Source organism: Nocardia sp. NBC_00508 (assembly GCF_036346875.1).
Lineage (GTDB): Bacteria > Actinomycetota > Actinomycetes > Mycobacteriales > Mycobacteriaceae > Nocardia.
Genome location: NZ_CP107852.1, coordinates 3,860,953 through 3,882,318 on the forward strand (window position 1 = coordinate 3,860,953; position 21,366 = coordinate 3,882,318).

20 protein-coding genes, 1 tRNA gene and 1 other RNA gene are annotated in these 21,366 nt (G+C 67.0%); 10 read left to right on the forward strand and 12 right to left on the reverse strand.

Annotation, left to right across the window (positions count from 1 at the left end):
- Positions 1–7: 7 nt before the first annotated feature.
- Entirely contained in the window at positions 8–691 is a 684-nt protein-coding gene (locus OHA40_RS17080; RefSeq protein ID WP_330234010.1) for a TetR/AcrR family transcriptional regulator, read from the forward strand.
- A gap of 21 nt (positions 692–712) precedes the next feature.
- On the opposite strand, the gene OHA40_RS17085 is transcribed toward OHA40_RS17080, so the two are convergent.
- Positions 713–2,290: an MFS transporter gene (locus tag OHA40_RS17085; protein WP_330227940.1), complete on the reverse strand. Its 1,578-nt coding sequence runs from the start codon at positions 2,288–2,290 to the stop codon at positions 713–715.
- 58 nt (positions 2,291–2,348) lie between these two features.
- Between OHA40_RS17085 and OHA40_RS17090 the strand changes: the two genes are divergently transcribed.
- Positions 2,349–2,741: a MerR family transcriptional regulator gene (locus OHA40_RS17090; protein WP_330227941.1), complete on the forward strand. Its 393-nt coding sequence runs from the start codon at positions 2,349–2,351 to the stop codon at positions 2,739–2,741.
- A gap of 216 nt (positions 2,742–2,957) precedes the next feature.
- Here the strand turns inward: OHA40_RS17090 and OHA40_RS17095 are convergent, their stop codons facing one another.
- Both OHA40_RS17095 and OHA40_RS17100 read right to left on the reverse strand, forming a co-directional pair.
- Positions 2,958–3,434: a hypothetical protein gene (locus OHA40_RS17095; RefSeq protein ID WP_330227942.1), complete on the reverse strand. Its 477-nt coding sequence runs from the start codon at positions 3,432–3,434 to the stop codon at positions 2,958–2,960.
- A 13-nt stretch (positions 3,435–3,447) separates the two neighbouring features.
- Positions 3,448–4,665 (reverse strand): hypothetical protein, encoded by a 1,218-nt coding sequence (locus tag OHA40_RS17100; protein WP_330227943.1) that lies wholly within the window; start codon positions 4,663–4,665, stop codon positions 3,448–3,450.
- A 414-nt stretch (positions 4,666–5,079) separates the two neighbouring features.
- Here OHA40_RS17100 and OHA40_RS17105 point away from each other — a divergent pair, with 414 nt between their 5' ends.
- On the forward strand, positions 5,080–5,259 hold the full coding sequence (locus OHA40_RS17105; RefSeq protein WP_330227944.1) for a hypothetical protein: 180 nt from the start codon (positions 5,080–5,082) through the stop codon (positions 5,257–5,259).
- Here OHA40_RS17105 and OHA40_RS17110 read toward each other — a convergent pair.
- Complete coding sequence (locus OHA40_RS17110) at positions 5,235–5,657, reverse strand: hypothetical protein (protein WP_330227945.1); 423 nt, start codon at positions 5,655–5,657, stop codon at positions 5,235–5,237. The two genes, OHA40_RS17105 and OHA40_RS17110, sit on opposite strands and share 25 nt — an antisense overlap.
- 104 nt (positions 5,658–5,761) lie before the next feature.
- On the opposite strand from OHA40_RS17110, the gene OHA40_RS17115 reads away from it, so the two are divergent.
- Both OHA40_RS17115 and OHA40_RS17120 read left to right on the forward strand, forming a co-directional pair.
- Positions 5,762–6,097, forward strand: a complete 336-nt coding sequence (locus OHA40_RS17115; RefSeq protein ID WP_330227946.1) for a hypothetical protein — start codon at positions 5,762–5,764, stop codon at positions 6,095–6,097.
- A gap of 411 nt (positions 6,098–6,508) precedes the next feature.
- Positions 6,509–6,844 (forward strand): hypothetical protein, encoded by a 336-nt coding sequence (locus OHA40_RS17120; RefSeq protein WP_330227947.1) that lies wholly within the window; start codon positions 6,509–6,511, stop codon positions 6,842–6,844.
- A gap of 306 nt (positions 6,845–7,150) precedes the next feature.
- On the opposite strand, the gene OHA40_RS17125 is transcribed toward OHA40_RS17120, so the two are convergent.
- From OHA40_RS17125 to OHA40_RS17145, 5 genes are all read right to left on the reverse strand, one after another.
- Positions 7,151–8,719, reverse strand: coding sequence for an MFS transporter (locus tag OHA40_RS17125; protein WP_330234226.1), 1,569 nt, complete (start codon positions 8,717–8,719; stop codon positions 7,151–7,153).
- Between the two features lie 274 nt (positions 8,720–8,993).
- Positions 8,994–10,121 carry a winged helix DNA-binding domain-containing protein gene (locus OHA40_RS17130; RefSeq protein ID WP_330227948.1) on the reverse strand — a complete coding sequence of 376 codons (1,128 nt, stop codon included), beginning with the start codon at positions 10,119–10,121 and terminating at the stop codon, positions 8,994–8,996.
- A gap of 1 nt (position 10,122) precedes the next feature.
- Positions 10,123–11,385 carry an epoxide hydrolase family protein gene (locus OHA40_RS17135; RefSeq protein WP_330227949.1) on the reverse strand — a complete coding sequence of 421 codons (1,263 nt, stop codon included), beginning with the start codon at positions 11,383–11,385 and terminating at the stop codon, positions 10,123–10,125.
- A gap of 120 nt (positions 11,386–11,505) precedes the next feature.
- Positions 11,506–12,291 (reverse strand): phytanoyl-CoA dioxygenase family protein, encoded by a 786-nt coding sequence (locus tag OHA40_RS17140; RefSeq protein WP_330227950.1) that lies wholly within the window; start codon positions 12,289–12,291, stop codon positions 11,506–11,508.
- Positions 12,292–12,710: 419 nt separating this feature from the next.
- Positions 12,711–12,795: transfer RNA gene (locus OHA40_RS17145), tRNA-Ser, on the reverse strand.
- A gap of 127 nt (positions 12,796–12,922) precedes the next feature.
- Between OHA40_RS17145 and ffs the strand changes: the two genes are divergently transcribed.
- Positions 12,923–13,017, forward strand: an RNA gene (ffs, locus tag OHA40_RS17150) — signal recognition particle sRNA small type.
- Positions 13,018–13,198: 181 nt separating this feature from the next.
- Entirely contained in the window at positions 13,199–14,488 is a 1,290-nt protein-coding gene (locus OHA40_RS17155; protein WP_330227951.1) for an aminotransferase class I/II-fold pyridoxal phosphate-dependent enzyme, read from the forward strand.
- Positions 14,489–14,877: 389 nt separating this feature from the next.
- Here the strand turns inward: OHA40_RS17155 and OHA40_RS17160 are convergent, their stop codons facing one another.
- A complete protein-coding gene (locus tag OHA40_RS17160) occupies positions 14,878–15,318 on the reverse strand; it encodes an SRPBCC family protein (RefSeq protein ID WP_330227952.1) in 441 nt (146 codons plus the stop codon).
- A gap of 9 nt (positions 15,319–15,327) precedes the next feature.
- Entirely contained in the window at positions 15,328–16,134 is an 807-nt protein-coding gene (locus tag OHA40_RS17165) for a methyltransferase domain-containing protein (protein WP_330234227.1), read from the reverse strand.
- A 276-nt stretch (positions 16,135–16,410) separates the two neighbouring features.
- On the opposite strand from OHA40_RS17165, the gene OHA40_RS17170 reads away from it, so the two are divergent.
- The 3 genes from OHA40_RS17170 (at position 16,411) to OHA40_RS17180 (ending at position 19,442) form a co-directional block, all read left to right on the forward strand.
- The gene (locus OHA40_RS17170) at positions 16,411–16,986 is read left to right on the forward strand and encodes an HhH-GPD-type base excision DNA repair protein (RefSeq protein ID WP_330227953.1); all 576 of its coding nucleotides are present in this window, start codon (positions 16,411–16,413) and stop codon (positions 16,984–16,986) included.
- 125 nt (positions 16,987–17,111) lie between these two features.
- Positions 17,112–17,825 (forward strand): hypothetical protein, encoded by a 714-nt coding sequence (locus OHA40_RS17175; RefSeq protein ID WP_330227954.1) that lies wholly within the window; start codon positions 17,112–17,114, stop codon positions 17,823–17,825.
- A 342-nt stretch (positions 17,826–18,167) separates the two neighbouring features.
- Positions 18,168–19,442, forward strand: a complete 1,275-nt coding sequence (locus OHA40_RS17180; protein ID WP_330227955.1) for an ROK family transcriptional regulator — start codon at positions 18,168–18,170, stop codon at positions 19,440–19,442.
- Between the two features lie 63 nt (positions 19,443–19,505).
- On the opposite strand, the gene OHA40_RS17185 is transcribed toward OHA40_RS17180, so the two are convergent.
- A complete protein-coding gene (locus OHA40_RS17185; RefSeq protein WP_330227956.1) occupies positions 19,506–21,137 on the reverse strand; it encodes a DUF2207 family protein in 1,632 nt (543 codons plus the stop codon).
- Positions 21,138–21,366 lie beyond the last annotated feature (229 nt).

Sequence of the window (21,366 nt, forward strand, 5' to 3'; positions counted from 1 at the left end):
GTTGTACGTGAACGAACAAGAGTTAATCACGTACGACGTACTTAAACAAGGGGGGTTCATGCCCGCGCCCAAGAAGTTCACGACCGAGCAGCTCCAGGCCGCCGCACTTGCCCTGGTCGATGAGCAGGGGCTGGCCGGATTGACCATGCGCAGCCTCGCCTCGGCCCTCGGCACCGGCCCCATGACGATCTACAACTACGTCAACGGGCGCGAGGGCCTCGAGCAACTGGTCACCGGGGCAGTGGCGGCCCAGGCGCGCTGGACAACCGAATCATCCGGCGACTGGACCGATGAGGTCTTCGCGGTGGCGGAGGGTATGTGGCGCGCTATTCGTGCCCACCCGCACGTCATCCCGCTGATCCTCACGCGCCGCAGCCTGGATCAGCCCACACTGGCCACGGCCGAAGCGCTGCTCCGGGCCCTTGCCCGCAGCGGCAGATCCGGCGCCGAACTGCTGGTCGCGTTCCGTGCGGTGTCCGGGTTCATCACCGGATTCGCGCAAGGCGAACTGGCCGGCCCGCTGTCCGTGGCTCGCGGGCAAGACCCTGCGGCCATCGCCGAACGTATCGTCTCGCTGCCACCTGAAAACTTCGCAAAGATGATCGAGATCGCCAACGCCGCCATGGATAGCGACCCGGAGGACGAGTTCCGCGCCGGCCTGCGCATCATCGTGACAGGGCTGAAAGCCTGACGAATGCCCCGCAAGGCTTGATCACGATAGCGCTGGTTCCGAGTCTTCGGATTGGTCATCCGCACGGCGCGTGTGCCGGAGCAATCCGACGGCCGTCACGGTGAGCAGAGCGGCGACTGCGGCACAGCTGAGGGCAGCGGTGTTGAGGCCATTCGTGAACGCTTCGCGGGCCGAGGCGAGCAGCGCGTCGCCGAGCTGCTCGGGAAGGTCTGCGGCGGCGGCGCTGGCACCGGCGAGAGAATTTCCGGCCACGTCGTCAGCGGTGATCGGAACCCCAGCCGGACCGGTACGGGCGATATCGGTGCGGTAGATCGTGGTGCCCAGGACGCCGAGGACGGCGACGCCAACGGCTACACCGAACTCCATGCTGGCCTCCGACATCGCCGCTGCCGAGCCTGCCTTCTCCGGCGGGGCGGCCCCGATGACCAGGTCGGTGCCGAGCACCATCAGCGGGCTGGTGCCGACATAGACCAGAACGAAACCCGCTACCAGCATCGGCAGGCCCCCAGTGCTTTCGACGAAGGCGAGTGTCAGGTAGCCGATCGTCGCGATGCCCAGGGCAGCGCCGACGAGGTATCCGGGCTCGATCTTGCGGGCAATGATCGGCGTCAGGATCGACATGACGATCAATGCGAATGCCGAGGGCAACAGCCAGAGTCCGGCTCCCAGCGGAGACAGCCCCCGGACCAATTGCAGGTACTGCGTGATGAACAGATAGATTCCGCCGACCAGGCCCAGGCTGAGGAGCAAAATCAGCAGCGCCGCGCAGAACGACCGGTCGCGGAACATGCGCAAGTCCAGGAGTGGGTCGGTGAGGGCTCGTTGCCTGCGGCCGAAGATCCAGCCGAATACGCCGCCGGTCACGATCGCCGCGAGAGGCACGGCCGACGGACCGGCTTCCGAGAGCTTCTTGATGCCGTAGACAACGGGCAGGATGGCGCACAGCGACAGCACCACGCTCGGTAGGTCGACATTGCCCGCCGCACTGTCCCGGTATTCCGGCAGCAGCGCTGGAGCGGTTATCAGCAGCAGCGCCATCACGGGCACGCCGAGCAGGAAGACCGAACCCCACCAGAACGACTCGAGCATCAAGCCACCGACTATCGGACCGGCAGCCATCCCGGCGGACATGCAGGTAGCCCACACGCCGATCGCCATCCCGCGCTGCCTGGCGTCAGGGAACATGTTGCTGATCAGCGCCAGGGTCGAGGGCATCAGGGTGGCGCCCGCGATGCCGAGAACCGCGCGTGCGGCGATCAGCAGGAGGGGACTGGTCGCGAACGCGGCGAGCACGGAGGCGGCGCCGAACGCCGTCGCACCCAGCATCAGCAGTTTGCGCCTGCCGATACGGTCACCGACGGTGCCCATCGTGATCAGGAATCCGGCGATCATGAACCCGTAGATGTCGGCGATCCACAGCTGCTCGATGCCGGTGGGCCGCAGGTCCGCGGTCAGATGCGGCACGGCCAGATAGAGCACGGTGACGTCCATGGCCAGCAGCAAAGTGGGCAGGGCGAGTACAGCGAGACCGATCCATTGGCGTGGACCGGCGGACAGGGACTGAATCCGTGCTTCGTGCAACGGCTCTCGATCGGTCATGCCGGTTACGCTAAAGTCTCACATCTATGTGAGGGTCAAGTGCGCTCGGGAGGTTTCGATGCGAATCGGAGTGCTGCAACGACGAACCGGGGTCAGCCAGCGGCTGCTGCGCTACTACGAGGAACAGGGCCTTCTTCAACCGAGTCGACAGGCCTCGGGTTATCGCGAGTACCGCGAATCGGATGTCGCGACCGTGCTGCACATTCGCAATCTCCTCGCCGCCGGTCTGTCCACGACCACCATCGCCGATCTGCTGCCCTGCATGGGTTCCGAGGGCGGACGGCTCATCGCCGACTGCCCGGAACTGCTGATCGACCTGTACCGCGAACGCGAACGCATCAGCTCCACCATCCGTGAGCTGCAGGCCGCCCGCGGCGCCCTCGACGTTGTCATCGCGACCGCGCCACCCGAGATCGCACGAGAAGCCGCGGACGTATACGCAGTCGGCTGAGGCCGCCGACGTTCGGTCGACGAACGACGGCGGACTTCCCCGGTGATCGGGCGCGCCGACCATCGCTCGGAGCTGCCACATCGAACTCTGGTACGCACGCTGCCCGCCGGTTGTCGGCGACATAGTTGAGATGAACTAGGCCGGGGGCAAGCAGCACGCCCTGTCTGTCGTTCACCCTGACCGGCTCATCCTATGTCGGGACTCGTCAACGAGGTGTCAGCCCCGTGCGGCGCCTTCGGGCCAAACGACATCGACCTGCACGCCACGTTCACGCGCGAGTTCCACCACCGTCCCCGTGCCGGCGTTCTGTCCGGTGTCGCCATCCCACACTGCGACCAGCCGATCCACCGACCCCACCACAGCATCGTTCGCAGCCTCGTACGCTTCGCGGCCTGCGTCGTCGAAGTCCATAACCCGCACCTGCGCCGCGTGGCTGATCAGGTCGTCGAAGGCCTCGGCATGGTCCGGCTTCACCTTCGCTGCGCGGTAGTTCCGTGCGGGCAGCACCACCTCGAGCTGCCCACCTGCGTCCAGCACCGCTTGCGCGAACACCGAATCCGCCCCGCGGGCAATGCAACTCACCCCGACCAGGGTGCGCGGGTCGTGCTCGTCGAGCAGCGCGCGCACCGCTTTGTAGACCAGCGGCACTGTCGCCTCGGTGATGTTCATGTGCCCGGTGACACCGATTCGCATGGTGAGTCTGCTCCTACGCCGTCGCGGCAACGAGGGGCCGCATCCGCTCTCGGAGGTCGGCGACCGCGTGCACTGAGGTGAATTGTCCAGTGCGGGTATACACCCTCGCCACTTTCTTGCTGACACGGTCCGATGCGGTCTGCGCGGCCACCTCTACCGCCGCATGCCCGACCCGGCACGCCTCCTCGATCTCGCCCTCGATCAGCCTCGCTTCAACCATTCCGAGATGGTCCAGCGCCGCGCTGCGCCGCCGCCCCGGCCGTCGCATCGTGATTGCGCGGCCTATGTAGTCGGCGGCTTCGCCAGCGGTCGCGCGGTCGCCGTCGCGGCGCGCGATGTCCAGCAGCCGCCCGCCGATCGTGCCCGTAAGTTCCGCGTCGTCGAAGTACTGGATCCAATACGGGTCCGCTTTGGGATCCGACCCCGCGAACGCGGCGTACGCCTTGTCGCAGGTGTGGCGGAACGCTGTCGGCCGGTCGAGCTGCCCATAGGCCCACGCCTCCCGCGTGTACAGCATCGCCTCGGTGGTGGGGGTTAGGTGTCCGGCGGCGTAGTCCTGGGCCAGCCGCACCAGCTCGAGTGCGTCGCGGGGCTGCTTCAGCGACAGCAGCTGGCGCGCCATTCCGGCGAGCACCACTGCGGCGAACGCACGGTCGTTGGCTTCTCCGGCGGCGCGCACTGCCAACGCGTAATACCGCTGAGCCAAGTGCTGATGCCCAGAATCCCAGGACATCATCGCCGCTGTCTCGGCCAGCTGCGCCATCGTGCTTGCGAGCTGCCACCGAATCTCCGGCGGGTGCGCCTCGCTCAACAGCTCGTTCACCTCGGCCAGCTGTCCTACCACCGCCTTACGGCGCAGCCCCCCGCCGTGCTGGTCATCCCACGCCCGGAACACTCTGGCCGCGTTGCGCAGCTCCTCGACCTCTTGCAGCCCGATGCCGAGGCGTGCCCGCCCTGGCACCATCAGGGTCGCGGGTGTGCTACGCAGCCACCGCTCCAACGGTTCGAGCAGCGGCGCACCGGCCACCACACCGAGTAGCGCACGGCTGATCTTGCGGCGATCGATCATCAGGTCCTCCCGGGTCAGATCGGCAGCGACGGCCGTCGTAGCGGCCGTCCACGAATCGGGAGGCCACTGCGCACCCACCGTATCTACCCCGTTGCTCGGGGTGACGGCCTCGGCGAACCGTTCGCGCTGCACTGCGGTCGCCCGATCGACCAACGTTTCCATGATCTCAACGGACCTCTGATTGAGCACGGTGTCCCCGCGTGCGCTCCACATCTTCACCGTGGAAAGCCCTATACCCGTTTTCTCCGCGAACCGTCGCTGCGTGAGGCCCAGAGCATCGCGCAGAGCTGTTGCGTGCGCGCCGGTCCATGCAACCTGCATACCCAACTGTGAGCCCCCTGACCTCGCAAATTATCCCGAAGTAGACCGGAGTAGACCGCGAATTGGACCAGGGTAGACCCCAATGTCCTTCCAGCAGTGGCGATTGCGCGCGATGGTTCGAGAGCACACCGGCGCCGGGCCGCAGGCGATTCCTCACCTCGACTCGGATACGTGAACCGGCCGCCAGGAGGTCGAAACGGATTCGGGCCCGATCCGGCGCCGGTGTGCCCTCAAACGTCTGCCAGGGGAGTTGCCATGCAAATTTCGCAAGACATTCAGGTCTGGTGGGCCGCGCAGTACCGCGATTGCGGGGCCGAGCCCACTGATCTCGATCTGGACCGTGCCCGATTCATCCTCGCCGATCATGCCGCCCACGGCGGCCGATGCCTGCAATACCTCGCGGCGATGGCCTACTCCTTCGGATCCCAGGAATAACGGATCCGATCATGGACGCGGCCAATCAATCTCGGCACAGCGGAGCGCATGCCGAACGTAGAACGAGGCTTCAGGGGATACCTGACTGGCACCAGCTCTGTGCCGCATTCCGCGGTGCGGTCGGCCACAGCCCGGGCGACCACCTGATCACCCGATGGGCGCAAAACCTCGCGCACCTGCACCGCACCCGCCACATCAACCCAGGACGAGCCACCGAAATCGATAACCGCCGAGCCGATCTCGTGACGTTGATCAACAGCTGGGTCAGCATTCACATCCAGTCGACCAGCAGCAGCGTCGAACACGTCGGCCGAACTGCGGACGCTCTCGCCGCAGCCTACGTCGCCGCCGAACTGCTGCTCCTCGCACGCATCGAAGTGCCCGAAGAAACGATGCATGCCGCGTGGTCGAGGGTGGGCTACCTCGCTACGCGGTGGGCAGACCTCGTCGCGGAGGTGATCGATGGACAGCCAAGTGCACCCCACCGGACACCGGGCCACCGATGATCGTCCTCGCTGCGGTGCTGGGGGCCATCGTCGCTGTCGTCTTCCTCATCGCCTGGCTGTTGACCGGTGTACCGGCGACCGGGCCGCGCGTGAGCGAGATCGACGAGCGGCTCAGCCATGAGGCCCCGATACGACCGCTGACGGTCGAGCAGGCCAACCAGCAGTGGCCGCGACATCTGGGATGCCGACTCGGCTACTGCTCGCGCAAGCAGGCGATCTTGCACACGCTCCGCGCGGCGGGCGCCACGCCGGACATCGACGCAACACCGGACTCATGCTTGGAACCGACCCGGCGAGGTGGTCGGCACGCCCACCGAAGAAGGAAACCGTGATGTTTGCCAATGCCTGTCGCGCTCAGCTCGCGGTTTGCGCAATCGCGGTCACCGCAGCACTGCTCGGCGGCGGAATGGGGGTCGCCGACGCGGCGCCGGTTTCTCCTGAGACTAAAAATAGTCCCTGACCCGGCCTTTCTCTGGCTGAGAGTGTGGGATTGCCGTGAGCAAATGTCCTGCTTGACGCAGGCGCCGACTCTACTGTTGACTGCCGTTGTCTCCCAACAGGTTTGTCTCGTGTTGCTGGTCGCCCGTGCCGCGTTCGGCGACCCACATCCCACCATGCCGAGGTTCGCTTGATCGAGTAGTCCTTCGCGCAAAAGGCTGATCTGAAATGCGGCGTGCTGGACGACTCTGCTGGGAGCGAGGAAATTGTCGACTTCGGCCGGGTGGCCGGGGAGAGGGAAGATCATGGGATTCTCGAGTGGGCTCAGGAAAGCTGTCTTTGCGGGCGCGGCGACGCTTGCGTTGGTTGCGTTGATGCCCGGCAGTGCGCAAGCGGCAATCGGCAGGTTCTCGTATGTCACCGCAGCCGGACAGCTCCTCCACGTGGACCGCCCGGCGAGCGGCACCTGTCTGCAGCTTCAGGATGGCGCGGTGAGGTTCGAGAACGGCACCTCCGACACGGCCTTCCTGTTCAGCGATTCCTCGTGCAGTGGAGGATATGAAGTCGAGCAAGTCGATCTCATTTGGAAGGCCCCGGCAGGCGTGCAGGCACTTTCCGTGCGCTTCGAAAAAACCGCATAGCGGGCGCAGATGCCGAGCGGGGTCACGCGGGCAGTGGCGATCACAATCCCGTCCGGGTCGGCTGGAGCAGCTTCCAGGTGCAGGATGTTCCCGTCTCGGTGCGCGATCCGGCCCCGGCTGGTGCGCCGGCCCGAGCGAACCGGCCGCAGGGAGCGGGCTCTCAGGTGGAGCCTGGACTGGAACTGGTCGGGTTCCAGCACTGGCCCGACCGTGTCGTAGAGCATCGACCGCGAGCGATCCGCCAGCTCGCGTGACAACGAACAACGGCAGGTCAGGACATCGTAAAATGTGTCCTGACCTGCCTTTTCAGGCGGAGCCCTCTTGGCCTGACAACGCCGACCCTCTGCTCGGTCGCCCCGTATCAAGCGCGGTGAACGCCGCCGCGGTCAGGATCAATACCGCCGAAACCAGCAATGCCACATCGAGTCCGTGGTGGAATGCCGTCTTTCCGGTATTGAGCACCTCGGATACCTTCGACAAATATTGAAGGTACGGGGTGATGTCTACGCCCTCGGGTATGCGGCCGCGTTCGACGGCGTCGATGGCGCTGGGCTGCAGCGCCGTCGGCAAACCCAGTTCATTCATCCGCGCCTTCAGATCCGAGGTGAGGAACGAATTCACCAGTGCCCCGAGCACAGCGACACCGAACGCCGAACCGACCTGGCGCATCGTGTTGGTCACCCCGGCGGCCATGCCCGAGTGCTCCGCCGGCACCCCGGACAGCACGGCCGACGTCAACGGCACTACAGCGATCCCGAATCCGAACCCCGCCACCGCCATCGCACCTGCTAGAGGAAGGTCGTGCAGTGGGCCGGCGAGAGCATGGCGGGTCAACAGGATCCCGCCGGCGCCGATCGCGCAACCGATGATCATGGGAGTGCGCGCACCACGACGCGCCACCCAGAAGCCCGCGGCCAGCGATCCGATGATGATCGCTGCGGCCATCGGTGCGAAGACCGTGGCCGTGCGTGCACCCGAATACGACTGCATCACTTGCAGATACAGTGCGGTGAAGAAGAAGATCGAGAAGACGCCGAAGTAGACGGCGAAGGCGACTACCAGCGCACTGCGCACCGCAGGCAGGCGCAGATATCGAAAGTCGAGCATCGGAGCGCGGGCCCGTGCTTCGACGGCGACGAAACCGACGAACGCGATACCGCCGAGCACGAACAACGCGATCACCGAAGGCGCGGTGTAGCCCCGATCCGCGCCGGTGGTCGCGGCGTAGATCACCGCCCCGAGAAAGGCTGCGCCGAGCAGGAATCCGGCCCAGTCGACGGGCCCCGGGCGTGGGTCGGCGCTTTCCGGGACGGACCACAGCGCGGCAGCGAGCGCCACCGCCCCGATCACCAGGTTGAACCAGAAGATCGAGCGCCACCCATACGCGTGGACCAGCACTCCGCCCAGTACCGGTCCGGCAGCCAGCGCCAGTCCGGACACCGCCGCCCACACGCCGAGCGCCCTGGCGCGAGCCCGTTCATCCGGGAAGATGTGTCGCAATACCGACAGGGTGCCCGGTTCCGAGGCGGCTGCTCCCAAGCCCATGATCGCGCGACCGGCGATGAGCACCGGCACACTGGCCGCGAGCGCCGCAATCACCGATCCGGCACAGAAGATGACCAATCCAACGATCATGACCCGCTTGCGACCCCAGCGGTCACCGAGTGATCCGCCCGCCAGCATGAGGCCGGCGAAGACCAGGGTGTAGGCGTTGACCACCCACTGCAGCAACGTCACGTCGGCACTCAGTTCGTGCCGGATATCGCCGAGCGCGACACTGACGACCGTGGTGTCGAGGAAGGTTACGAACACTACGGCAGTGACCGCCGCCAGTGCGATGCCCGGTCGCGTTGATGTGCGCGGTGCGTTGTCCATCGTCCCCACCGGCACAGGCTAGTGGCCGCGGGCATACTTCGGCACGGCAAAGGTCGCGACTCGCTCCTGCGAAACCTGGCGAAGGACGACATCTCACCCGATGGGCGCGGTATGCCCGTTCCCGAATTGAAGCAGGCCATGAGCTCCTATCTCAGGCCAGAAGACGACCTGAAGGTCGAGTCGGAGGTCTTGCTGGAGCGCGATTGGCTCAGCCTCGATGGCGAGGGACGGTTGTGCGTCGCCATCGCGCCGACGCCGACTCCTATCGGCCTCGTCACCGCAGCAGCCAGACATCGCCTCGAGTGTTCTCAGGCAGAGTGAAAGCCAGCAATCGATGGGCTTCGGCCTCGACCTCGGCGCGGTCCGCAGCAGACAGCGGACGCAGCGGACATACCTTCAGCAGCTCGGCATCGTCGGTCCGCGAACGGGTCCACGTCGCGGCGACCGTGCCGTCGACCAGCACCGTTGCGGCAATGGCCGCTCCGACACAAACCTGTGCACGCACGTCGTCGGTCATGATCCTGGTCCGGTCGGTGTGTCCGAGCAGCGCCGCGTCGAACTCTGGCAGGAACCGCACCGGCGCGGGGATATCCGCCGACGGCCGCGGCGCGTCCGGCAAGTCGAACAGCTCCCTGCCGAATTCATCGGCGTATAACCGCAGTTCGGTGCGCAACTGCTCGAACACCGCCCGCAGGCCGCTCACCCCGGACCAGGCCCTGGCGTCGGCGACGGTGGCGGGCCCGAACGCCGCCAGGTACCGACGGATCAATTGACGCCGGTCCTCGTCCGTGGCCTCCATTCGCATGCCGATCCATTCGGTACCGGCGAACGGCGTCGCACCTCGGACGTTCCAGGTGCCACTCGGCGCCGGGTGCACGAACGGTGTCAGATACTGCACCGTCCAGCCCAGCGCGGTCGGGTCCGCGCCCGGCCGTCGCCGAGCGAGCAGCTTGCCCAGCTCGGGCCGGGTCAAAACTCGCCCGTCGGCCACCAACTCCCTGGCCTCGGCGACCAACGCATCGAGGTCGACACCAACGGTCCGGCGCCCGAAGGCGTTGTGCTGCACCCGCCGCAGCAACGGCGCGAGCACAGGGCGGACAAGCCGGAAGTCCGGCATCGACATCAGGTGCTGGGTGGCTCGCATCATCGTCGAGCGCACCAGCGTCCGGTCCTCGATCGCCTCGGTCAGATCACGAATGGTGAAGCGCTCCAGCCGATTCCACAGCGCCAAATACGGCAGGTTCGGGTCCTGCGCATTGAGCCCGAGTAGCTGTTCCACCGCGGTGACGACTGGCAGGTCCGCAGGACGCAGCAGCAGTTGTCGCTCCAGCAGCGCACGGTTGAGCGCCCGCGAGCTCAGCACGCCGGAGTGCGGGCGACGTGCGGGCCCGCGGGCACCCATATCAGCCCAGCTTTCGGAAGAACGTGCGCAGGTCGTCCGCCACCGCCTGCGGTTCTTCCATGGCCAGGAAGTGCCCGCCGCGGCCCAGCTCGGTCCACCGCACGATGTGATGGTCACGTTCGGCCCACCGGCGAACGGTCACGTCGTGGGCCGAGACCAGGACGCCGGTCGGTACCGTTCCGCGTGTTGTGGTCGTCCATTCAGCGCCGCCGTCGCCCGAGTCGCCGTCCGAATGCTCGGCACCTGATTGCTCGGCACCCCAGTCGCCGTCCGGTCCGGCGGCCTCGTCGCCGGACCACTCGGCGGCGCTCCAGTCGTTCGCGGAGATCTCCTCGTAGTAGACCTGTGCCGCTGAGCCCGCCGTTCCGGTAAACCAGTACAGCGACACATCGAGCAGCATGCGATCACGGTCGATGCTGTCCTCCGGCAGCCCGTCCTCGGGCATGGTCAGCTCCTTGAACTTCTCCACGATCCAGGCGAGCTGGCCGACCGGCGAATCGTGCAGCCCGAAGGCGACCGTCTGTGGCCGCTTCGAATTGCATTGCAAGTAGGCATCATTGAAATTCTGCATCCGCTGCCAGCGCTGCTGCTCGACCTCGCTGAGCCCATCCATCTCCCCCTCGATGCCGATCGGGAAGGTGATCATGCCGTTGACGTGAACCCCGACCACCCGGTCCGGATCCTGCTTGCCCACCTGCGGGGCGACCCACGAACCGGTGTCGTAGCCGTGCACACCGTAGTTGTCGTACCCGAGCCGAGCCATTATCTGTGTGAACGCCGCCGCCATCTTGGCGGCGCTCATGCCGGGCCCGGCCAACGGCGTGGAGAACCCGAAACCGGGCAAGGATGCGATCACCAGGTGAAACGCGTCGGCCGGAGCACCGCCGTGCGAACGGGGATCCGACAGCGGACCGATCACGTCGAGGAAATCGGTGAACCCGCCGGGCCAGCCGTGCAGCAGCAACAGTGGTGTGGCGTCCGCTTCCGGCGAGCGTACGTGGAGGAAGTGGATATTCTGCCCGTCGACGTCGGTGACGAAGTGCGGAAGCTCGTTGAGCAGCGCTTCCTGCGCCCTCCAATCGAAGCGGGTGCGCCACTGCACGGCAAGGTCTTTCAGGTAGTCGACGGGCACACCACGGCTCCAGCCGACACCGGGCAGCTCATCCGGCCAGCGGGTGTTGACCAACCGCGCGTGCAGGTCATCGAGCTGGGCCTGCGGGATCTCGATGCGGAAGGGACGGATGCTCTGCGGGGTGTTTGTCATGAATCCAACGGTATGGAAGCCTTAGGACAACTTCGTTCCTAAGAGCGAACGGCTGCTGCTATCGAGCCGAACGCCGCCCCGGCTCGAGTGCACAAGGACGGCGTCCGGTGAGCGGAACTGTCAGCTGGTCAGACCGACGCGTGGGTAGCGCGGAGTATCGAGCGGTCGTCCCGGCTCGATACCGACCACCTCGTCCTGATAGGTCTCTTCCGGTGTGGGGTGGTAGGTCGCCGCGGCGTCCATATACACGGTCGCCAAACTTATTCGAGCGGTGTCGGTTTCGTTGGTTCCGGCCATATGCACAGTCCAGGAATGATGGAAGGTGCAGTCGCCCGCGCGCAGCGGAACGGTGGCCTGCGGCCACCATCGCAACTCCGGGCGAGCGTCGAACGGTTCGGCGGATGACGCGCCACTGCCCTCGGGCCAGACATGTGAGCCAGGGATGAAGGTCATGCAGCCGCGCTCCGCCGGCACATCGACCAGCGCAACCCACGCGGTCAGCGTCACATCGGCCCCGGCGATCGGGAACGCCGGATTGTCGATGTGCAGCGGTGTCCTCGTCGCTCCGATGGTTCGCTTACGCAGCAACTCGCTCTTGAACAACCGAAGTGGTTGTCCGGCCAACTTTTCCGCGATGCCGGTGATGCCGGGATGCAGCGCGAGCCTGCGCATAACCGCGCTCTTGACCTCCGGTGCGGCAACCCAATCCATCACATTGCCGTTGCCTTCCTCGTCCCAGGATGCCTTCTCGTGTAGATCGAGCAGTTCCCGCGCATCGGCGAGGAACTCCCGCACCTCGTCGGCACTGAGCACCCGCGGGATGTGCACAAAGCCCTGGCTGCGGTAGCGTTCCACTAGATCGGACGAAAGTCCTTCAGGTATAACGATATTCGTCATTTCAGTCATGAGCTCATGGTAGGAACCACTTAGGACGAGACCGTTCCTAAGTTCGCCGGATCGGGATCGCCCCGAATCGTGCACATCGGGCGCCGTGCGGCCCGTGGAGTCGGCTCGGGCGCGGCGATGACAGTCCGGTGTTGACGTCGGCGAGTGGTGTGCGGCCAACGCGCCACACCGGGAGCGATTGCCGCGTGTCGATCAGCGTGTACAGCAACCGGTGCGTACCGATGAGGACGCCGTGTCGCCGAGCTGATCAGCCACCGCCGCGCCCGCTGGATCGGGCCACGCCCTCGATGCTGTCATCAGCGGCGGCGCCATCCAGGATTGCACGAGCACCGGTCGGCGCGCCCGCCACCGGCTGATGAAGGGGCAACAAAAGACAGCAGGTCAGGGCAATTAAAACCTGCCCTGACCTGCTGTTTCGGCGGAGGATAGGGGATTTGAACCCCTGAGGGCGTTAACCCAACCCGCGTTCCAGGCGAGCGCCATAGGCCACTAGGCGAATCCTCCGTGCAGCAGCATACCGGTAGCCCCCGGTCGGTCGCCAAATAGGGCCCGGGGAGGGGGTGAAGTGCCTGGTGAGGCGACGTGGCGGACCCGGGGGATGGGGTTGGGCGCCGGAGCCGCTACACTGGCCAACGGATCCCGCGCGGCGCGCATCCTGTGAATCCCCCCAGGGCCGGAAGGCAGCAAGGGTCAACGGGCTCTGCCGGGTGCGCGGGGTCCCCTTTCATTAGGGCTCGCGCGGACGGGTGATCCGCCGTCGGATAACGCCTCCAATTCCGAGCAGCACACGGGTAACGTGAACACCGTCCGCGGATGCACGTGCGTCTGTACGGATACATGTTCGGCCGCCGCCGCACATCGGTCCGGCCAACCCATCGTCCCTTCGCTGCTTGAAAGGCTGCCCAGGATGCCCCGGCAAACGCAGATCGGTTTGATGAGCCAAGAGGAACTCGTGCTCGAGCACGATACCCAGACCGCGAACTATGCGACGCTCCAGACCGAGAAGCTCACGCTGGACCTGACCCGCGGGAAACCTTCGCCGGAACAACTCGACCTGTCCGCCGCGCTGCTCGAACTGCCCGGCGAGGGGGATTTCCGCGACGGGACCGGCACCGATTGCCGCAACTACGGTGGCCTGCACGGTCTCCCGGAGCTGCGCGCGATCTTCGGTGAACTGCTGAACATCCCGGTGGACAACCTGCTCGCGGGCAACAACGCCAGCCTCGAGCTGATGCACGACGTGATCACTTACGCGATGCTGTACGGCACCAACGACTCCGAGCGTCGCTGGGCCGCCGAGGACACACTGAAGTTCCTGTGTCCCGCCCCCGGCTACGACCGGCACTTCGCCATCACCGAGGCGCTCGGCTTCGAGATGATTCCGATCCCGATGCGCCACGACGGCCCGGACGTCCACGCCATCGCCGAACTGCTGGCGAACGACCCGCAGATCAAGGGTCTGTGGGCGGTGCCGAACTACGCCAACCCGACGGGTGTCACGTTTTCCGAAGAGGTTGTCCGCGAATTGGTTTCGATGCCCGCCGCGGCACCGGACTTCCGGCTGTTCTGGGACAACGCCTACGCGGTGCACCCGCTCACCGATACCGCGGCCCCGGTATTCGACGTGCTCGGCATGGCCGCCGCGGCCGGAAACCCGAACCGTCCATTGGTGTTCGCCTCCACCTCGAAGATCACCTTCGCCGGCGCGGGCGTGAGCTTCATCGGCGCTTCGACGGCCGATCTGGACTGGTACCTGAGCCATGCGTCGAAGAAGAGCATCGGCCCGGACAAGATCAACCAGTTGCGCCACCTGCGCTTCTTCAAGGACGCCGACGGCGTGCGCGCGCACATGCAGAAGCACCGCGCCATTCTGGAGCCGAAGTTCGCGCTGGTGCTGAAGATCCTGGAGGACCGTCTCGGCGCGTCCAAGGTGGCGTCCTGGACCGAGCCGAAGGGCGGCTACTTCATCAGCCTGGACGTGCTCGAGGGCACCGCGGCGCGGGTGATCGCGCTCGCCAAGGACGCGGGCATCGCGCTGACCGCGGCGGGCTCCGCCTTCCCATGCCGGAACGACTCGGAGGACAAGAACATTCGCATCGCGCCGAGCTTCCCGAAGCTTCCGGAGCTGGAGAAGGCGATGGACGGCTTGGCCACCTGCGTGCTGCTCGCGGCCACCGAGAAACTGCTCGGCAAGTAGTCGGGGACAGATCACACCAGCGGCGCCCGGCACGGACTTCGTGCCGGGCGTTCGCCTCATGAGGCGCAGGCCCGAAGACGTCCGTTCCAGTCGCCCTGGGCGGAGCCAGCTGCCGAGCGAAGGCTGAGGTTGCCGCTGGAGTGCCGGACCGAGCGAAGGCTGAGGTTGCCGCTGGAGCGCCGGACCGAGCGAAGGCGCTGAGGTAGCCGCTGGAGCGCCGGACCGAGCGAAGGCTGAGGTTGCCGCTGGAGCGCCGGACCGAGCGAAGGCTGAGGTTGCCGCTGGAGCGCCGGACCGAGCGAAGGCTGAGGTAGCGGCTGGAGCGCCGGACCGAGCGAAGGCTGAGGTAGCCGCAGGAGCGCCGGACCGAGCGAAGGCGAGGTAGCCGCCTAGCCGGTCTCCAACAGGCTCTTGAGTTGCGCGAGGTCGGCACGGTTCGCCCGTCGAACCGCCGCCTCGATCAGCGGTGCGGCGAGTTTTCCGAACCCGCTGGGCTCGCCGCGGTTGCGCAGCGTCATGCGGGTGCCGCCCTCTGGGGTGTCGGCCCAGGTGTAGGTCGTTTCCATCGGAAACGGGCCGTCCGCCGTGCGCATCACCAACCGCTCGCCCGGCACGAAGTCGACGACCTCATAGATGTAGGCCAGCCGACGCCCCAGGAAGTGGGCGACGAACGCCATCCGCGAGCCGACCCGCAGCGGCGGATCCGTCTCCCAGATGACGCTGCGGATGCGCCGATACCAGGCGGGAGCGTGAGTCGGGTCTCCGGCGAAGGCCGCGACCAGCTCACGCGAGCGGTCGATCTCGACTTCGGTCAGCACGTCGACGGCCATCGGGCCGATTCAGCGTGGTTTGTGTGCGAGGACGGCGAACATGGTGACCGAGAGGTGGATGTCGCCGCTTGCCGCGCCCGCCTCGAGGTCGGTGAGCAGTCGATCGCGCTCCGCCTCGGTGATCGCGCCGCGCGCGACCGCCATCGCCGAGATCCTGGTGACCAGCGAACCGGCGCCGACGCTGCGGTCCTGCACCAGGGCTTGCGAGCCGATGTCGTCGACCACCAGCCCGGCCTTGGTGAGCACGCCGGGGAGGCGGCGGCCGGCCAGCGGGTTGGTGGTCGCGGACACGAGCGTGTCGATCACCTCGCGCACGACCCGCCGGTCGCCGGGGTGCATGATCGCCGTGCCCCAGTCGCTGTCCACCACCACGACGCGGCCGCCGGGCCGCAGCACGCGTGCGATCTGGTTCGCCGCGCGGGCGGGGGCGGTCAGGTGCTGGAAGACGCGCTCGCACAGCACGGCGTCGAAGCTGTCCGCGCCGAACGGCACGCCGTAGGCGTCGCCGGAATGGAACTTGGCCGTGGAGCCGGCCTCGGCGGCTCGGCGTTCGGCGGAGGCGAGCAGGTGTGGATCGGGCTCGACGCCGACGGCGCTGCCGTTCGGGCCCACCGTTTCGGCGAAGGCGATGACCTCCGTGCCGGTGCCGGAGCCGATGTCCACGGCGTGCTCTCCGGGTCGCAGCGCGAGCGCTTCGTGCGCCCAGGTGCGCAAGCGGCGGATACCGGGCAGCGCGGCCTGGAGGTCGCGCACGTCGACGAGCTGGTCCCGGCCTGCTCGGTCGAACCGATCTGGACGCAATCCGGAGGTGTTCATGGGCCTGTGTCCATCCCTGGCCGTTGCCGTCGTGTTGGTCGGTGTCGCCGTCATCTGAGGCATGGCCTGGAGCCTACGCGGCGTGTCGTCTACCCGCGCGTAAGCCATGTGAGGTGGGTCATCATGCATGTGTATTGTCGATGAACTGGGCGCTTCAGTGAGTACATGGGTAACTCGTCGGGCACGCCCAAAACAGAAGTGGCACCAAACGCAGGACCTGAGCGCGGATCCTGCGGCACCTACTAGTGCAGCCTGAATACGCGGAGAGGCGGGACAGTGAGTCGCACGCTGTGCCTGGCGCAGGACGCCGCGGCGGACGAGCTTCTGACCGAGGACCACTTCGCCACGCTGCTCGGGATGCTCCTGGACCAGCAGTACCCGATGGAGCATGCCTTCCGCGGCCCGAAGAAGATCGCCGACCGCATGGGCGGCTTCGACATCCATCGCATCGCCGAGGCAGACCCGCAGGAGTTCGAAGACCTCGCGGCGACGCCGCCCGCCATCCACCGCTACGGGCGTTCGATGGCCCGGCGCGCCCAGGAACTGGCTCGCTACGTCATCGAGAACTACGACGGCAAGGCCGAGAACATCTGGACCGCGGGCGACCCGGACGGCAAAGAAGTGCTGCGCCGCCTGAAGGACCTGCCCGGCTACGGCGAGCAGAAGGCGAAGATCTTTCTGGCCCTGCTCGGCAAGCAGCGTGGCGTGCGGCCGGAGGGGTGGCGCGCGGCGGCGGGCGCGTACGGCGAGGAGGGCTCGCGCCGCTCGGTTGCCGACGTGACGGACGCCGAATCCCTCGCGCAGGTACGGGAATTCAAGAAGCAGGCGAAAGCGGCCGCCAAATCGACGTAGTGCGGCAGCCGTAACTCGCAGGTTGCCTATTTGAAATCTTCCTGCGTTTTTTCCTCGTTCTTCCGGAGTTTGTGCCCGATGCTTTCGGCTGGAACAGCTCCAGCTGAGATGAGGGATTGCAGGACATGAGGATGAGGAAGCTCGCCGTGCTCGCGGCGCTGGTGACCGTGGCGACCGGAGTGGCCGCGGGTACGGCAGGTGCCGCGCCGACCGAGGAAAGTCCCGAGAGCCCGATCAATTTCACCGCGCATGCGACCGATACCCAGTCGATCATCGAAACCGACGCGGGTTCGCTGGTCGTCGAGGACGAGGTGTTCAAGGTGAAGGCATCCAACGGTACCGTCGTGGCGGCCACGCCGCTGCGGTTTCAGCTCGACGATTTCGAATTCCCGATCGCCGCACAGATTTCCGGCCGCACCGCGACGCTGACCCCGATCTTCGACCGGGAGCACGCGGTCTACCAGCCGGTCGCACTGCCGTACGAGGACAAGGCGCCGTGGAAGACCGAGTACGACCGTGAGGTCGCCGCCTGGACCCGCCTGACCAGCACGATCAGCGCGGGCGCCACCATCGGGACGCTCGTCGGTGGCCTGGCCGGCGGGGCCGTCGGCTGCGTGCTCGGCGGCATCGCGGGCGCGACAGTCGCCTCGGCGACCATCGTCGGCCTGTTCGGCCCGTTCATCCCGGCGGCGGCCATCGGCTGCCTCGGCGGCATCATCGCGGTCGGCGCGCTCGGCACTCTCGCGGGCCAGCTGCTGGTCACTGCTCCGGTGGCGATCGGCGCCGTGATCCAGTACGTCACGACGATCAATCAGCCGTTCGGCGCGCCCGCGAAGTAGTCCGTCGCGCGAAAAGACCCCACCCCGAGACGCTCTCGAGAGATCGGGGTCTTTTTCGTGCGCTCACGACCTGGGGAAACAATGTGTGGGTGCGCACAACGGCGAGTCGGGGGTTGGTGCGTCGCGGATATCGGTGTTAATTTCAATGACATGTCTGCTGGCCGATGGAACCTCCAGCGCGTCACTTACGTGACCGCAGCGCTGGGTCTTCGGCTGCCATTGACGCGCGAACTGTGTCGCCTCTCTTGCTGCAGCTGAGCCTCTTTTCCCGCTCATTTGCTGCCTCGCCGCCCATGTAGGCACGTCCCGTTCGATAACGGGACTTCAGCAAGGATCTGCGCAATGTCCCTTCCCACCCTTGAACGATCCGTCGCCAGGGTTGCCAACGGTCGTGCCCGTGTTCAGCGACCTGTGGTCGCCCCCGAACTACGTATCGGCGACAATCCGGCGGCCGCGGTTCTGCGCGCCGCGACCGGCGGCCCCGTTTCCCGCGACAATGCCGCGCGCACAACGGGTTTGAGCATCGCGACGGTCAACCGTCAGGTTTCCGCGCTGCTCGCGGCCGGCCTGCTGCGCGAGCGTCCCGACCTGACGGCCTCGGGCGCGGTCGGGCGTCCCCGCGTCCCGTTCGAAATCGATCACGACGCGTACTTGACCATCGGCATCCACATCGGCGCCGCGGTCACCAAGATCGTGGCCGCCGATCTGCGCGGGCGCATTCTCGGCGGGCTGGCCATTGCCACCCCACAGACCGGGCAGGAGTTCGCCACCACCACCGTCGCCCGCAGCGCGAAGGCGTTCCTGCAACGCTGGCATCGGCGCAGGGCTCTGTGGGCCGGCGTCGCGATCGGTGGCCGGGTCGACCCGCTCACCGGCGTCGTCGATCATCCGAAGCTGGAATGGCGTGGCGCACAGATTGGTTCGGTGCTCGGTGAGGTGCTGGAGCTGCCGGTTTCGGTGGCTCCGCACGTCGAGGCGATGGCCGCCTCCGAACTACTGCTGCCCACCGGCGAACCGAAGGACCAAGCCCGCGTCGAGCGGGGCAGCAGCCTGTATTTCTATGTGCGCGAAACTGCCGGTGTGGCGGTGACTTTGGACGGCCGCGTGCACACTCCGAGCAACGGCCCCGGTTCGATCGCGCACTTGCCCACCGGCTCGAACGTCGAATGCACCTGCGGACGACGCGGCTGCTTGGAGGTGACCGTCGGTGATCGGTCGCTGCACTCCAGGGCGGTTGGTCGCGGCATCATCCCGGCGCACAACGGAACGGCGGGCTCCACCATCGCCGATCTGTACCGGGCCGCGGAGGCGGGTTCGGAACCTGCCCGTGATCTGCTGGCCGAGCGGGCCACCATCCTCGGGCACACCGTGGCCATGGTGCGCGACATGCTCAACCCTGATCGGGTGATCCTCGGCGGCCAAGCCTTCACCGGCTACCGGCCCGCGGTCGCCCATGTGGCGCGCGCGTTCAACGAGGGCTCCACCCTGCCGCCGACCGACATCCGGATCAGCGGCTTCGGCGGGAAGGTGCAGGAATTCGCCGCGGTGGTGACCTCGCTGAGCGTCCTGTACGCGGATCCGCTCGCCGCCGTTCGGCGAACCGCGTTGAGCGACTGAGCGATACGAGAAGGGCGACCGGCAGGGTCGGCTGGTCGCCCTTCTCGTGCGGGCTCGCAAGCGCTACCGGTGCGGATCGCCCGCGGTCGCGAACAGCCCTTCCAGCGCGGTGATGAAGAACGGGAAGTGGCTTGCGAAGCGCTGAAGGTTACGTTCGCGCTCGAAGCCGGCGAACCAGTAGAGGCCGGGTTGTGCGTCGGCCGACGGATCGACGTCGCGGAAGGCGCGGATCCAGTTGTCGGCGCGCCCGCCGATGACCGTGAACGGCAGGGCCCGGGAGAACACCGTCTCCTGGTCGATCGGCGGGATCTGTTCGCGCCGCGTCGCTTCCAGCCCGCGCTGCAGCGCACGGATCTGCCGGGCGAGCTCCAGCCCGCGAGCCGTCCGGGCCGGCAGGTACTTCGGCAGCAGCAAGGTCGCGACGCCACCGAGGGCGATGGCGACGCCGACCAGTGCGTGCCCGGAGGTGAGCGCGAGTGTGACGGTCGCGGCGATACCCGCGAGCATCAGCGCACCACCCAGCCACAACGCGAGGCCCGGGCGGCGGCGATCGAGCAAGTTGCCGCGAGCGACGGCGTCGGCGAGCAGAGCGGTGCGTACCGGACCGGCGGCGACGCGACCCGGCTCGCGCAGCTCGGCGAGCGTCACCGCGTCGGTGCCCGCGGGCAGTAGCGCGTGGTAGACGGCTTTCTCGTAGTCGCGCAGCTGGTCGTCGGGTGCGTTCACCCGGGTGATCCGCCAGTCACGGTCGCTGAGCGGAGCGAGCCGGAGGTAGCGGCGCACCGCGAGATCCACCACGGTGGCGGCGATGTCGACGGGATCGACATGCCCGTCCAGCAGCAGGCCCGCCTCGCCGGGCAACACGCCGTCGGGTGAAGTGAACTGCACGCGGTCGCCCTCGCGCAGCAGCGGATCGATCGTCTCCGAACCGCCGCCTGCGGCCGCGTCCTGCCGACGGGCGCGCAGCACGAACGCGGCCATGCCAGCCGAAGTGAGCACTAGAACGCCCAACGCGACGAGTACCGGAGCGGTGATCGCGAAGGGGCCCGCGTCGCCGCTGTCGCGCACGTCGGCGTTGCTCGGAACGGTGCCCGGCGGCAGTTGCAAGGTCAGATCGATCGCATCGCCCTTGTGCAGGTCGGTTTGCTCCAGGAAGAGCACTCCGTCCGCTTCCACCTTGACGTCGGCACATGGCCGGGTATTGCCGGGCGGTCCGAGTTTGCAGTCGACGATGCCCATTTCGAAGCTCGGGCTGATCAGCGTGGCGCTGATCGCGGCGATGTCGGCGTTGAGCACGCCGAGCCAGCGGAACACCTGGGTGCCCGGCGCGTCGCTGACGGTGTTGCGCACGGAGTACTCGAAGGTGGATTCGCCGGGCTTCGCCTCGATGGTGAACTGGTCGTTCGCCACCGTCGCGGTGCCGGCGCCTTCGGTGTCCACGTCGGTGACCTGGAAGACGCGCTCGGCGTCGTCGCTCACCTTCAGCCGCAGTGGAAGCGACATCCGGAACGAGCCGTCCGGCGGCACCGCCACCTGTTCGACCACCTCGAGCACGCCCTCGGGGTTCAGCTTCAGATCGGCGGTGATGGTCACACCGTTCGGTGCGGGTTCGGTGTGGGCGACCGGGGCCGTCGCGAGCATTCCCGCGGAGGCGAGAAGCAACACGCCTGCGGCGGCCCCCCGAAAAGTCAGCATGGCTGCTTACTCTAGACAGCTTGCTATTCTGCGTCAGCGGCTGTCGGCGACTGAGATGAGGGGATACGGGGGCGTGACACAACCACCACCGTACGGACACGGGCCCGTTCCGCATGGCGGGCGCCCGGTTCCGCCGCCGACCCGTTACGGTGGCCCCATCGGCCCGCGCCCGGGCTACGGCCCGCCTCCTGGCTACGGCGCTCCGCCCGGATACGGCCCGCCTCCCGGG